This is a genomic window from Rhodoferax sp. (genome assembly GCF_028689295.1).
GTDB lineage: Bacteria > Pseudomonadota > Gammaproteobacteria > Burkholderiales > Burkholderiaceae_C > Rhodoferax.
Genome location: NZ_JAQTWL010000014.1, coordinates 1 through 13668 on the forward strand (window position 1 = coordinate 1; position 13668 = coordinate 13668).

A 13668-nucleotide genomic window follows, 5' to 3' on the forward strand; every position below is an offset into this window, starting at 1 on the left:
GCCACGCGGTGGCGCTGGAGAAAAAAGAGGGCCTGACCTTTGTCCATCCATTTGACGACCCCGATGTGATTGCCGGCCAGGGCACCATTGCCATGGAAATGCTGCGCCAGCACCAGGGTCGCCTCGACGCTGTGTTTGTGGCCATTGGCGGCGGCGGCCTCATCAGTGGCGTGGCCAACTACATCAAGGCGCTGCGACCCGAGATCAAGGTGATCGGCGTGCAGATGAACGACTCGGACGCCATGACGCAATCGGTGGCCGCCAGGGAGCGCGTGACGCTGGCCGATGTCGGCCTGTTCTCGGACGGCACGGCGGTAAAACTGGTGGGCGAGGAGACGTTCCGTATCGCCGGCAATCTGGTGGACGACTACATGCTGGTCGATACCGACGCGGTGTGCGCCGCCATCAAGGACGTGTTTGCCGACACCCGCAGCATCGTCGAGCCTGCCGGCGCGCTGGCGGTGGCGGCGGTCAAGCAGTACGTGGCCACGCACAAGAAAAAGGGCGAGACCTACGCCGCCATTTTGTGCGGCGCCAACATGAACTTCGACCGCCTGCGGTTTGTCGCCGAGCGCGCCGAGGTGGGTGAGGAGCGCGAGGCGCTGTTTGCCGTCACCATCCCCGAGGAGCGTGGCAGCTTCCGGCGCTTTTGCGAGTTGATTGGCGACCTGCCCAGCTTTGGCGGGGCGAAAACGGCCAGGAACGTCACCGAATTCAACTACCGTATCAGCGATGCCAACAAAGCCCATGTGTTCGTCGGCCTGACCACCGCCGCCAAGGGCGAGTCCGGCAAGATAGCCGCGCACCTCACCAGGCACGGCTTTGGCGCGCTCGACCTGACCCACGACGAGTTGGCCAAGGAACACATCCGGCACATGGTCGGCGGGCACTCAAGCCTGGCCCAGGAGGAGCGCCTGCTGCGCTTTGTTTTCCCGGAGCGTCCCGGCGCGTTGCTGAAATTCCTGAGTCTGATGCGCCCGGGCTGGAACATCAGCCTGTTCCATTACCGCAACCAGGGGGCTGATTACGGCCGCATTCTGGTGGGCTTGCAGGTGCCGCCCAAGGACAGCAAGGCGTTCGACAAGTTCCTGGCCACGCTGGGCTACCCCTGTGTGGAAGAAACCGCCAACCCGGTGTACCAGATGTTTTTGCAGGCGTGATACTTTGCGGGTCAGACCACTCGCGAAGCGACGTGCTCTGACCCCAACTGATTAGGAATGAATCCATGGCCCTGACACTCGATGGCAAACTGGTGGTGGCGATCTCCAGCCGCGCCCTGTTCGATTTCGAGGATGAGAACGAGGTTTTCGAGCAGGGCGACGACCGGGCCTACATGGCGCTGCAACTCGAGCGGCTCGACATTCCCGCCAAGCCTGGCGTGGCGTTTTCGCTGGTGCAAAAGTTGCTGGCGTTCAACCCTTCCCCGAATGAACCACAAGATGCCAGACCGGTCGAGGTGGTGGTGCTGTCGCGCAACGACCCGGTGTCGGGCATGCGGGTGTTCCGCTCGGCGCAGCATTACGGACTGGCCATTGAGCGCGGCAGCTTCACCCGCGGCGAGGCACCCTGGCGCTACCTCAAGCCGCTGCGCGCCAACCTGTTTTTGAGCGCCCACCTGAGTGATGTGCGCGCCGCGCTGGCTGCGGGTGTGCCGGCGGCGCAGGTGTACCCTCGCTCGGTTCACGCCAGCGATGCGCACCCGTTCGAGGTGCGGATTGCCTTCGACGGAGATGCGGTGTTGTTCAGCGACGAGGCTGAGCGGGTGTATCAAACGCAGGGCCTGCAGGCCTTTCAGCAGCACGAGATTGAAAAGGCGGCGCTGCCGCTGCCAGATGGCCCTTTCAAGCCCCTGCTGTTTGCCTTGCAGCGGCTGCAGCGGGCGGGCACCCCGACCATGCGCATCCGCACGGCGCTGGTCACTGCGCGCAGCGCACCGGCACATGAGCGTGCCATTCGCACCCTGATGAACTGGAACATCGAGGTCGATGAGGCAATGTTTTTGGGCGGCCTGGACAAGGGAGAGTTTCTGCGCGAGTTCGAGCCCGATTTTTTCTTTGACGACCAGACCGGCCACATCGAGTCGGCCGCCCAGCATGTGCCGTCAGGCCATGTGGCCAGCGGTGTGCGCAATGGCCAGCCTTAAGCGCCTGCAACTTTAGGCGGGGTTGTCGTTGTACAGGGTTTGCTGGTCGCGGCTGGCGGCGCCACTGCGCACCAGTTCATCCAGCAAGGCAAGCACCCAGGCTTTGAGTGGCTGCCCAGCCGCTTCGCTCGACAGGTAAATCTGAGCGAGCAGCGGGGTCGCCTGTGCCCAGTGCAGCAGCTCGGCTTGCGCGATGCGCTGGACTTCGAGCAATTTGAATTTGAGCAGCACTTTGGCGGCATAACGGCGGTGCTTTTGTGGCGCCTGGGCAAAGCTGTCGAGTCGTCGGCGCGCCCGCGCCAGGGCCTCGGCCACATCGGTAAACGCAGCGCCATGGCCGGGAATGACCGTGGTCGGGGCCAGCGCCTCGATCACATCGAGGGTTTGCGCCACCTCGGTAAAGGCGTCGGCGCCATCGAGCTCGGGAAACACCACGCCAAAACCGTTTTCCCACAGCGCATCGGCAGAAATCAGCAGGCGGCTTTGCGGCTCGAACAGGATCACCGAATGAGGGTCGTGCCCCGGCGCGGCGTGAATTTGCCAAAGTTGGTCGCCCAAGGCGATCTCGGTGTTGGGCTGCAGCGTGGCGCTGTACGTGAAAGGCGGGCAGATTTGCCCGGTGGGCGCGTAGGACAAGGCGACGGGATCCCACGGCTGCACGAAGCGCGCGTGTCCGGGCGGTATCAGGGTTTGCAACGAGGGGTAGTGCGCTTGCAAGGCAGCGTTGCCGCCGCAGTGGTCGCTGTGCAGATGGGTGTTGAGCAGCAGGTCGAGCGACTGGCTCTGCAGGGCGCTGGCCACCAGTGTCACCGTCTGGCTGGCATGCGTGGCATAGCCGCTGTCGATCAACGCGCAGCCATGCTGGCCACGGAGCAGGATGTTGTTGGAGGACAGCCAGCCGCGCTCGAACAGGGTGATGCCGTGGGGAAGTTGCACAAGTACCTTTACTGGAGGGGGCGGGCTGAAACGGCGTAGCTGATGGCGCTACCGACTTTAGCTGTTTTCAGCCGGAGCCAGGCCCAGGGTCTGGTTCAATTCAGTCATGCAAGCGACAGGCTGGGCGTCGAACAGGCGCGCAATCCAGGCTGATTCGCGTGTTTTGACGGTGTCCAGAAAACTGTCGACCGTGCCGTTGTTGCGGGCCAGGCCGGAAAAAGTGTTAAAGCCTGATTCGAGGAAATTCTGTAGCGAGCCCAGACCTGCCAATTGCGCGGGTTTACGCATCATTTTGAGCATCAGCAGCAGACCCGGTTTGCGCGTCAGCTGGCCGAGTTCCTGGCCTATGTGCAGCACGGTGTCGAGTTGCCATAGCCTGTCCTCGCGGCGACCGACAGCGCGCCAGGCCCGCACATAAGCTTGCTCCCCGGGCAAGCCGGGTTGCAGTGGCCAGTTCAGTGCCATGGCCAGGTCGAGTTCTTCGGTCAGCTGGTGCAGCTCGGCCAGCGCCACGGCCGTGGCCACCACCTGCTGCGGAAAGGTGCGTTGCAGGGCGCCTGCTATGCGGGCAAATTGCGCATCGCGCTCGGCGAAGTTTTTGGCGCTGTAAAGCTCTTCGAGAAAGAAATTGGCGCAAGCCGCGTAGCTGGCGGAGCGAAACAAGTCCTGGTAAGTGCCGGCAAAACGCTGCGCCTGCACATGTTTGACGGTGTGCAGCGCCAGCGCCAAGTCAGGTTGATCGGCGACCTCTTGGCGCAGGGCCACCACCCGCGCTATGGACTCCCTGATCTGGTTAGAAGCATGCATCGTGGCCCAAGTTTATCCAGACAAGCTGTGGTAAACCCAACAACTCCGGGGGAGTTATGCTATCTAGAGATGAATGCCTAGGGAAAACCCTTATATTTGAGTCCTATGACCGACATCCTGCCCAGTTTCCTGTTTTCTGCCGCACCTGCTGTTGCTGCGCCTGCCTTGTCGCCGCAAGGCGTGGCGCCAGCCAAAGCAGCCAGAAAACCCGATGTCATGGTGCCGATCCGTTCGTTGGGCGAAAACCACCGCGCGCGCATCGCCAGGCACCTCAAGGCGCTCGATGCCCATGATCGCTACTACCGTTTTGGTTTTAACGCAAATGATGAGCAGATCGCCCGCTATGTGGATGGCCTGAATTTTGAGCGCGATGAGATCTTTGGCATTTACAACCGGAATCTGGTGCTGATTGCGATGGCGCATCTGGCCTACGCGCCTGACACGGGGGCAGATCAGAGTGCCGAGTTTGGCGTCTCGGTGCTGCCGCAGGCGCGTGGCCGCCACTACGGAACCCGCCTGTTCGAGCGCGCCGTGATGCACGCCCGCAACGTGGGGGTGCGCAAGCTGTATGTGCATGTTCTCAGCGAAAACACGGCCATGCTCAGAATTGCCAGTCACGCCGGCGCCACTTTTGAGCGCGATGGCGCCGAGGCCGAAGGGCATTTGGTGCTGCCGCCCGCTACCTTGAACACGCACCTGACCGAAATGGTTGAAGAGCAGCTGGCCCAGGCCAACTACCGGATCAAGCTGCAGGCGCAGCAATTCCGCCACACGCTGGCCAGTCTGCAAAGCGTCTGGCGTGGCAGCGACGGGGTTGAAAAAGCCGACTGATGGCCGCAACGCGCCGCGCCCGTCAGCGCTGCCCCTGCGTTATCCGCTATCCTAGAGGCTTGTTCAACAAATGCATGTCCTGCTAGATTGGCTGTGTCCGACCCTTACCCTACGCGCCCCGACCGGGAAGACAACCGTACTTTTCTGCAAAAAATTGCCGAGTTCATCCACCCCGGTCCGGATTCGACCGACGAACTGATTGAAACCCTGGCCGAGGCCGAGCACAACCAGCTCATCGGCGCCGATTCGCGCAAGATGCTCGAAGGCGTGATCCGCATGGCCGACATGAGCGCCGGCGACGTCATGGTGCCTACCACCCGCATGGAACTGGTCAACATCGATGACCCCTATGACATCATGATGCACGGGGTGATCGACACGGCGCACTCGCGTTTTCCGGTGTTTGATGGTGAGCGCGAAAACATCATCGGCATCTTGATGGCCAAGGACCTGCTCAAGCTGCAACGCGCGCCGGAACTCAACATTCGCGCCCTGCTGCGCCCGGCCGTGTTCGTGCCCGAGAGCAAGGGGCTGAACGATTTGCTGCGCGACTTTCAAAGCAACCATAACCATTTGGCCATCGTCATCGACGAGTTCGGCCGCGTGGCGGGACTGGTGACGATCGAGGACGTGCTGGAAGAAATCGTCGGTGAGATCGAGGACGAATTCGACATTGCCGAGGACGAAGGCGACATCTTCGGCCTGCCCGATCGCAGCTACCGCGTCAGCGGGGACACCACCGTTGAGCGAGTCGAGTCGGCCTTTGGCGTCAAGCTCGACGGCGATGACGCCGACGAAGACTTTGACACCATCGGCGGCCTGATCGCCCATGAGATGGGCCATGTGCCCCGGCGCGGCGAACACCATGTGAAATCGGGACTGGACTTTGCGGTGATGCACACCAAAGGGGGCGCGGTCAAGTGGTTCAAGGTGTCGCCGGTGCCGAATGCGCCCACCTGACCCGCAGGGCTTTGGCTTGTCTGCGCGGGAATCCCGAAGCACAACCTTGATGAGCTGGCTGGTGCTGCTGCTGGCAGGTGCCCTGCAGGCGGCCAGCCTGGCCTGGCCCGTGGCCATGCCTCAGGCTCTGGCGTGGGCCGGCTGGGTGCAGGGAGAGCCGCTTTGGTGGGGGCAAGGGCTGGCGCTGGCGACCTTGGCTGGATCGTTGCGCAGCGCTGCCTGTTGGCGGCTGGCAGCGTTGCGCGGCTGGATCTTTGCCACGAGCTGGCTGGCCTGCACCTTTGGCTGGCTGTTCACCTCGATGCACACCTACGGCGGCCTGGCGACCCCGCTGGCGGTGCTGGCGGTGCTGGCGCTGGCCGGCTTGCTTGCCCTTTACTACGCGGCGGCTTGTGGCGTTTTCAGGCATTTGACGCTCAAGCATCCGGTTTGGGCCGCACTGGCTTTTGCCGCCCCGTGGCTGCTCGCCGAGATGGCCCGGGGCATGTTGCTGACCGGCTTTGGCTGGGGCGCCATTGGTTATGCGCACTTGGTGGGTCCGCTGGCGGGATTGATTCCCTGGGCGGGACTGTATGGCGTCAGTTTTGTCGCGGCCTGGCTGGCAGCCGTTCTGGCGCTGGGGCTGCTGGCTGTGTTGGCCGGTCGCTGGCGCAACGCCCTCGACGCAGGCGCGGTTCTGCTGCTCCTGATGCTGATGCCGCCAATGCTGCCCCAGCCACAAGGCGGCTCGGCCGGCACCCTGGACGTGACCCTGTTGCAAGGCAATATTCCCCAGAACGAAAAATTCGACAGCCAGACCGGCGTGCTCAAGGCCTTGCAGTGGTACGGCGCCCAATTGCGGCAAAGCACGAGCCCGCTGGTGATCACGCCCGAGACGGCGCTGCCGCTGTTGCCCGGGCAACTGCCGCCGGGGTATTGGCAGGCCTTGCAGCAGCGCTTTGCCAAGGGCGATCAGGCGGCGCTGGTTGGCGTGCCGCTGGGCAGCTATGCCGAGGGTTACACCAATTCGGTGGTCGGATTCAAGCCGGCGCAGAGCAGCCCCTGGCGCTATGACAAACACCATCTGGTGCCCTTTGGCGAGTTCATTCCGCCCTTGTTTCGCTGGTTTACAGATTTGATGGCCATTCCACTGGGCGACTTCACCCGTGGCGCCTTGCCACAGCCTACTTTCGACTGGCAGGGGCAGCGCCTGGCTGCCACCATTTGTTACGAGAACCTGTTCAGCGAAGAGCTGGCCCGCCAGTTTCTGATGGATGCCAAAGCCCCCACGATGCTGGTCAACGTGAGCAACCTGGGCTGGTTTGGCGACCGCCTGGCGATGGACCAGCATTTGCAGATCGCCCGTTTGCGCACGCTGGAGTTCGACCGCCCATTTTTGCTGGCGACCAACACCGGGCGCACCGCCATCGTGGACCATCGCGGCCGCGTGACCCATGCGGCCACGCCGCACACGGCGGTGGCGCTGAACGGCACGGTAGAAGGGCGCACCGGCATCACGCCCTACGCCTGGTGGTTGGCCCGCTGGGGCCAGTGGCCGATGGCAGTGCTGGCTTTACTGGTGCTGGCTTGGGCCTGGACGGTACGCAAGAGGTGAATGGGGCGCAACAAGGCCCTGGTATTTCGGCAAACGCCCCGGCGCCTGAGCGAACGCAGAGGTCAAGCCCGTAAAATCGCCATCTTCCGCGCAAGTGTCTGCGTGAACACGTTTACTTCCTGGCGGTGCATTGCTCCGCGGCAAAAATCTATGTTGACTTTCCAGCAAATCATTTTGAAACTGCAGTCGTATTGGGATGCCCAGGGCTGCGCGCTGTTGCAACCCTACGACATGGAGGTCGGCGCGGGCACCTCGCACACGGCGACATTTTTGCGGGCGCTCGGCCCCGAGCCGTGGAAAGCGGCCTATGTGCAGCCTAGCCGCCGTCCGAAAGACGGTCGTTATGGCGAAAACCCGAATCGCCTGCAGCACTACTACCAGTACCAGGTGGTGCTCAAGCCCGCGCCCAGCAATATTCTGGAGCTGTACCTGGGCTCGCTTGAAGCGCTCGGCTTCGATCTCAAAAAGAACGACATCCGCTTTGTCGAGGACGACTGGGAAAACCCCACCCTGGGCGCCTGGGGCCTGGGTTGGGAAGTGTGGTTGAACGGCATGGAGGTGACGCAGTTCACCTATTTCCAGCAGGTGGGCGGCATCGACTGCCGGCCCATCACCGGCGAGATCACCTACGGACTGGAGCGCCTGGCCATGTACCTGCAAGGCGTCGATAACGTCTATAACCTGACCTGGACCGAGTCGCCCGACGGCACCAAACTCAGCTACGGCGACGTCTATCTGCAAAACGAAAAAGAGCAGTCGGCCTACAACTTTGAGCACAGCGACGCCGACTTTTTGTTCACCGCTTTCACCGCGCACGAAAAGCAGGCCAAACATCTGATGGAAGCGCAACTGGCGCTGCCGGCGTATGAGCAGGTGCTCAAGTGCGCGCACAGCTTCAATTTGCTCGATGCCCGCGGCGCCATCAGCGTGACCGAGCGCGCCGCCTACATTGGCCGCATCCGCAACCTGGCGCGCGGCGTGGCGCAAAGCTACTTCGACTCCCGTGAGCGCCTGGGCTTCCCGCTGGCGCCGCGCGCCTGGGTTGAACAGATGGCCAAGAAAGCAGCCTAATCATGACCCACCAAAACCTTCTTGTTGAATTGTTCGTCGAAGAGCTGCCGCCCAAGGCGCTGAAGAAACTGGGCGAGGTGTTTGCCAGCCAGCTGTGCGCGCAACTGCGCACGCTGGGCCTGGCAGCAAGCGACTCTGTCGCCACGCCCTTTGCCTCGCCACGCCGATTGGCGGCGCATATCACCCATGTGGCGGCCAAGGCGGCTGACAAGGCAGTGCAGCAAAAGCTGATGCCGGTGAGCGTGGGGCTCGATGCCCAAGGCCTGGCCACGCCCGCCTTGCTCAAGAAACTGCAGGCGCTGGGCGCCGATGTGTCCGACCCGGTGTTTGCCGTGGCCGCTTTGCGCAAGGCGCAGGACGGCAAGGTCGAGGCGCTGTTTTACGACCGCCTGGTGAGCGGCGCCACGCTCGACGTCGGTTTGCAGCAGGCGCTGCTGGCCACGCTGGCGCAGCTGCCGATCCCCAAGATGATGAGCTACCAGCTCGAGACCGACTGCGAATTGCCGGGCTGGAGCAGCGTGAACTTTGTGCGCCCGGCGCACGGCTTGCTGGCGCTGCATGGCGGTACCGTGGTGCCGGTGAAACTGCTGGGCCTGAGCTCGGGCAAGGTCACGCATGGCCATCGTTTCGAGGCCTTGGTGTCGCCTGTGGCGGTGGCGCATGCCGATGACTACGCTGCCACGCTGTTGCGTGACGGTGCCGTGATCGCCAGTTTCAGCGACCGGCGCTTTGCCATCGTGCAGCAACTCGCGCAGGCCGCCGAGCGTCTGGGGCCGGGCTACGAGGTGCTGATGGACGACGCCCTGCTCGACGAGGTGACGGCGCTGGTCGAGCGCCCCAATGTCTTGACTTGCGACTTTGAGACGCAATTCCTGGACGTGCCGCAGGAGTGCCTGATCCTGACCATGAAAGCCAACCAGAAGTACTTTCCGCTGGTGGACACCCGGGGCAAGCTGACAGCCAAGTTTTTGGTGGTGAGCAACATCAGCCCGGTTGACACCAGCCTGGTCATGGGCGGCAACGAGCGCGTGGTGCGCCCGCGCCTGAGTGATGCCAAGTTCTTCTTTGACCAGGACTGCAAGAAAACGCTCGAATCCCGCGTGGCCGGGCTCGACAAGGTGGTCTATCACAACAAGCTCGGCACCCAAGGCGCGCGCATGGCGCGCGTCTGCGCCATTGCCCGTGCGCTGGCGCTGCAACTCGGTGGCGAAGCGATGGCCGAAAAAGCGGTGTTGGCCGCGCGCCTGGCCAAGACCGACCTGCTGACCGACATGGTGGGCGAATTCCCGGAACTGCAAGGCATCATGGGCGGCTATTACGCGCGCCACGACGGTTTGGGTGCAGACGTTGCCGATGCCATCGAAGACCACTACAAGCCGCGTTTTGCCGGCGACGCATTGCCGCGCAACATGACGGGCGTGGTGGTGGCGCTGGCCGACAAGCTGGAAACGCTGGTGGGCATGTTCGGCACCGGCAACCTGCCCACCGGTGACAAAGACCCCTTTGCCTTGCGCCGCCACGCGCTGGGTGTGATCCGCATGCTGGTCGAGAAAGACTTGCCGCTGGACGTGCATGCGCTGGTGGCCGTCGCTGTTCCCGCATTTGGTGAACGCATTGTGAATCCTGCCGCCGCCTTGCTCGATTTTGTCTATGAACGGTTTGCCGGTTCGCTGCGCGAGCAGGGCTACAGCGCGCTCGAGGTGGATGCCGTGCTGGCGCTGCGCCCGCAGCGCTTGGGCGACGTGCCGCGCCGCTTGGCGGCGGTGCGCGCCTTTGTCGCCCTGGCCGAAGCGCCGGCGCTGGCTGCGGCCAACAAGCGCATCGGCAACATTCTGAAAAAAGCAGATGCCGATGCTATGGTCGATGCCCACGTCAGTGAACTGCTGCTCCAGGAGCCGGCCGAAAAAGCGCTGTACGCGGCCATGCAAAACATCGCACCGCGCTCCCAGGTGCAGTTTGACGCCGGCGACTACACCGCCGCGCTGCAAACCCTGGCGGCCTTGCGCGCGCCGGTCGATGCGTTTTTTGACGGCGTGATGGTCAACGCAGAGGCGCTTGATTTGCGCCTGAACCGCCTTGGCCTGCTCAAAACCCTGCACAACGCCATGAATCAGGTGGCCGATTTGTCGCGCCTGGCGGCGTGATCGGCTGCCGAAACGCGGACAAAGGCACATCATGACTCCCATCAAGCTGGTGATTCTGGACCGTGACGGCACCATCAACGAAGACAGCGATGACTTCATCAAGTCGCCCGACGAATGGAAGCCGTTGCCCGGCGCGCTGGAAGCCGTCGCCCGGCTCAACCATGCGGGCTGGCACACGGTGGTGGTGAGCAACCAGTCGGGTTTGGGGCGCGGGCTTTTCGAGGTGGCTGATTTGAATGCCATTCACGCCAAGATGCATCAGCTGCTGGCAGCGGTGGGAGGCCGCATCGATGCCGTGTTTTACTGTCCGCATACGCCGGATGAGGCCTGCCAATGTCGCAAGCCCGCCGCGGGCCTGTTTGAGCAAATTGCCGATCGTTACGGTCTGGACCTCAAGAGCGTGCCGGTGGTTGGCGATTCGGCCCGCGATCTTGTAGCTGGCGTGGCGGCGGGTTGCGAGCCGCATCTGGTGCTGACGGGCAAGGGCGCCGTTTACAGGGGCAGGGCCTTGTCCGATGCATTTCCGCCGCACACCCAGGTCCATGAAAACCTGTCGGCTTTCGTTGACGCTTTGCTCAGTCGTGAAGAGCAACAGACCTGAGACCATGCTGGCCCTGATCCGCTCGATGCTGCACATGGCCTGGATGGTGATCACCGTGATCCCCTGGACCTGTGCCGTGCTGCTGGTGTCGTTGTTCTCGCGGCGGGCTGCCTGGTGGACGGCTGTCAACTGGTTCAGTGTGGTGATGTGGGGCACGCGGGTGATTTTGGGCGTGCAGTTCAAGGTGCTGGGCTTTGACAACCTGCCACTCGGCAAGAATAGCGCGGCGGTGCTGTTGTCCAAGCACCAGTCTGCGCTGGAAACCCTGCTGCTGCCTACCCTGATGCCGCATCCGCTGGCTTTTGTTTTCAAGCGCGAACTGCTCAAGGTGCCATTTTTCGGCTGGTCGATGGCGCGCCTGGACATGATCCACATCAACCGGGAATCGCGCACCGAGGCCATGAAACACGTCATCGAGCGGGGTTGCCGCCTGCTCGCCAAAGGCACTTGGGTCATCATGTTTCCCGAGGGCACGCGCATGCCGCGCGGCCAAAAAGGCACCTACCAGACCGCTGGCACGCGGCTTGCCGTGCAGTCTGGCGCGCCGGTTGTCCCGATTGCGGTGGCCACCGCGCGCTGCTGGCCGCGCGAGGGTTTTGTCAAACACGCCGGCGTGGTGACGGTGTCGATCGGGCCGGCCCTGCCCAGCGCAGGGCGCGACCCCAAGGGCCTGATGCGTGACGCCGAGGCCTGGATCGAGACCGAGATGCGCCGTATCGACTCCGAGGCTTATCCACTGGTTTAAGCGCTGCATCACACATGCACCCTCTGCTGCGCTTTACCCTGGATTTGTTTGGTCCCGACCCGGGTTTGACGCCGGTCGTGCAGTCGACAAGGGATGTTGAACATTTTCGCCACCCGCAGGCCAGCCGCGAAGTGCGCCTGGGCGATGCGCTGGTGGCCTATGAATTCAAGCGCGGTCAGCGGCGCAGCATCGGTTTCAGTGTCGGGCCGCACGGCTTGGCGGTGCGCGCGCCCAAATGGGTACCGCTGCATGAGGTGGAGGCTGCGCTGCAGGAAAAGTCCGCCTGGATTTTGCGAAAACTGCAGGAAAGCCGCGAACGCCATGCGCTCCTGGCCGAACATACCATCGCCTGGCGTGACGGCGCCAGGCTGCCGTTTTTGGGGCGGGCCGTCGTGCTCAAACTGGACCCGGAGCATGGCTTTGCCGCCGCCGGCGCCGAGCTGATGGCAGCCGATGCCGGCGCTGCGACCATGACGCTGCGCCTGAGTTTGCCCAACAGCGCCAGTCCCGGGCAAATCCGCGATGTGGTGCAAGCCTGGCTGATGCGCCAGTCAAAACGCGTTTTTCAGGAGCGGCTCGACCACTTTGCCCCGCTGCTGGGAGTGCAGTGGACAAAAATGACGCTGAGCAACGCCGGCACCCGCTGGGGCAGTGCGCGCGTCGATGGCTCGATCCGCTTGAACTGGCGGTTGGTTCATTTCAGCATGGCGGTGATCGATTACGTGGTGGCGCACGAGCTCAGCCACTTGCGCGAGATGAACCACGGCCCGCGCTTTTGGGACACCGTGCAGTCGGTGGTGCCCGACTATGCGGCGCTGCGCCGCCAGCTCAAAGACGAGCCCGCGCCGCGTTGGGCGTGATGCCGACTGGACCGCCTTTGTGGGCTGGTCCGCAAAATGGCGCCTGATTTGCTTCATAATTGACGTTTACGTTAACGTCAATCCACCGCACGCATTCCTCATGGCACACACCTACAGCATCAGTGACCTGGCCAGGGAATTCGACCTGACCACGCGCGCCATGCGCTTCTACGAGGACATGGGCCTGCTGCAGCCCGAGCGCACCGGTCCCGCTGGCCGCAACCGTGTGTATAGCAGCCGCGACCGCACGCGGCTCAAACTCACGCTGCGCGCCAAACGGCTGGGCCTGAGCCTGGTCGATGCCAAGGAGATCATCGACCTGTACGACAGCCCGCGCGACACCTCGGTGCAACTGGAAAAATTCCTGCAGGTGCTCAGTCATCACCAGCAGCAACTCGAAGCCCAGATGACCGACCTGCAAGCCAATCTGGACGAGCTCAAGGTGCACCAGCGCGAGGCCCGCGCCCTGCTCGCCAAATCCCAATCAAAGAAAGCCAGACCATGAGCCACACCGAGCCGCCGCTGCAGCGAGTGCAAGCCAGTTTCGAGCGCCAGGGCCTGATGCGCCATTGGGGTGCGCAGGTGTGCCGTGTTGAGCACGGCGTGTGCGAACTGCGCTTGCCGTATTCGGACAAGGTGACGCAACAACAGGCGGGCTTTCACGGCGGCGCCATGGGGGCGCTGGCGGACATTGCGGCCGGTTATGCCGGTCTGACCCGGGCGCCGGCGGGCATGGAAGTGGTAAGCGTGGAATACAAGATCAACTTTCTTGCGTCCTGCCAGGGCGGCGAGTTGCGCGCCACCGGGCGCGTCATCAAGGCCGGCAAACGTGTGATCGTGACCAGCGCCGAGGTGATGCATGTGGCCGATGATGGCCGGGAGACGGTCTGTGCGGTCTTGCAGCAAACCCTCATGGCCGTGCCCAAAACCTATTGAATTTTCAATTTCAGCCAACAACACCAGACTCAGGAGACAA

General features: G+C 63.1%; 14 protein-coding genes. 12 read left to right on the plus strand and 2 right to left on the minus strand.

What is annotated here, in order from left to right:
• Together ilvA and PHF15_RS12050 are read left to right on the plus strand one after the other, a co-directional pair.
• On the plus strand, positions 1-1160 hold a 1160-nt coding region (gene ilvA, locus PHF15_RS12045; protein ID WP_300121423.1), incomplete at its 5' end, for a threonine ammonia-lyase, biosynthetic.
• Between the two features lie 65 nt (positions 1161-1225).
• Positions 1226-2143, plus strand: coding sequence for a 5'-nucleotidase (locus PHF15_RS12050; protein ID WP_300121424.1), 918 nt, complete (start codon positions 1226-1228; stop codon positions 2141-2143).
• A 12-nt stretch (positions 2144-2155) separates the two neighbouring features.
• Here the strand turns inward: PHF15_RS12050 and PHF15_RS12055 are convergent, their stop codons facing one another.
• Positions 2156-3079 (minus strand): MBL fold metallo-hydrolase, encoded by a 924-nt coding sequence (locus PHF15_RS12055; RefSeq protein ID WP_300121425.1) that lies wholly within the window; start codon positions 3077-3079, stop codon positions 2156-2158.
• 57 nt (positions 3080-3136) lie between these two features.
• Positions 3137-3886 (minus strand): hypothetical protein, encoded by a 750-nt coding sequence (locus PHF15_RS12060; protein WP_300121426.1) that lies wholly within the window; start codon positions 3884-3886, stop codon positions 3137-3139.
• A 216-nt stretch (positions 3887-4102) separates the two neighbouring features.
• On the opposite strand from PHF15_RS12060, the gene PHF15_RS12065 reads away from it, so the two are divergent.
• The 10 genes from PHF15_RS12065 (at position 4103) to PHF15_RS12110 (ending at position 13628) form a co-directional block, all read left to right on the plus strand.
• Positions 4103-4717, plus strand: a complete 615-nt coding sequence (locus PHF15_RS12065) for a GNAT family N-acetyltransferase (RefSeq protein WP_300121536.1) — start codon at positions 4103-4105, stop codon at positions 4715-4717.
• A gap of 93 nt (positions 4718-4810) precedes the next feature.
• Positions 4811-5677 (plus strand): transporter associated domain-containing protein, encoded by an 867-nt coding sequence (locus PHF15_RS12070; RefSeq protein ID WP_300121427.1) that lies wholly within the window; start codon positions 4811-4813, stop codon positions 5675-5677.
• Positions 5678-5726: 49 nt separating this feature from the next.
• The gene (gene lnt, locus PHF15_RS12075; protein WP_300121428.1) at positions 5727-7271 is read left to right on the plus strand and encodes an apolipoprotein N-acyltransferase; all 1545 of its coding nucleotides are present in this window, start codon (positions 5727-5729) and stop codon (positions 7269-7271) included.
• A 150-nt stretch (positions 7272-7421) separates the two neighbouring features.
• The gene (gene glyQ, locus PHF15_RS12080; protein ID WP_300121429.1) at positions 7422-8342 is read left to right on the plus strand and encodes a glycine--tRNA ligase subunit alpha; all 921 of its coding nucleotides are present in this window, start codon (positions 7422-7424) and stop codon (positions 8340-8342) included.
• A gap of 2 nt (positions 8343-8344) precedes the next feature.
• Positions 8345-10486, plus strand: a complete 2142-nt coding sequence (gene glyS, locus PHF15_RS12085; RefSeq protein ID WP_300121430.1) for a glycine--tRNA ligase subunit beta — start codon at positions 8345-8347, stop codon at positions 10484-10486.
• Between the two features lie 31 nt (positions 10487-10517).
• Positions 10518-11087, plus strand: coding sequence for a D-glycero-beta-D-manno-heptose 1,7-bisphosphate 7-phosphatase (gene gmhB / locus PHF15_RS12090; protein ID WP_300121432.1), 570 nt, complete (start codon positions 10518-10520; stop codon positions 11085-11087).
• 7 nt (positions 11088-11094) lie between these two features.
• A complete protein-coding gene (locus PHF15_RS12095) occupies positions 11095-11832 on the plus strand; it encodes a lysophospholipid acyltransferase family protein (protein ID WP_300121538.1) in 738 nt (245 codons plus the stop codon).
• Positions 11833-11846: 14 nt separating this feature from the next.
• Positions 11847-12692 carry a SprT family zinc-dependent metalloprotease gene (locus PHF15_RS12100; protein ID WP_300121433.1) on the plus strand — a complete coding sequence of 282 codons (846 nt, stop codon included), beginning with the start codon at positions 11847-11849 and terminating at the stop codon, positions 12690-12692.
• 100 nt (positions 12693-12792) lie between these two features.
• On the plus strand, positions 12793-13197 hold the full coding sequence (locus PHF15_RS12105) for a MerR family DNA-binding transcriptional regulator (protein WP_300121434.1): 405 nt from the start codon (positions 12793-12795) through the stop codon (positions 13195-13197).
• Positions 13194-13628, plus strand: a complete 435-nt coding sequence (locus PHF15_RS12110; protein ID WP_300121436.1) for a PaaI family thioesterase — start codon at positions 13194-13196, stop codon at positions 13626-13628. Before PHF15_RS12105 ends, PHF15_RS12110 begins: the two co-directional genes overlap by 4 nt.
• Positions 13629-13668: the final 40 nt, after the last annotated feature.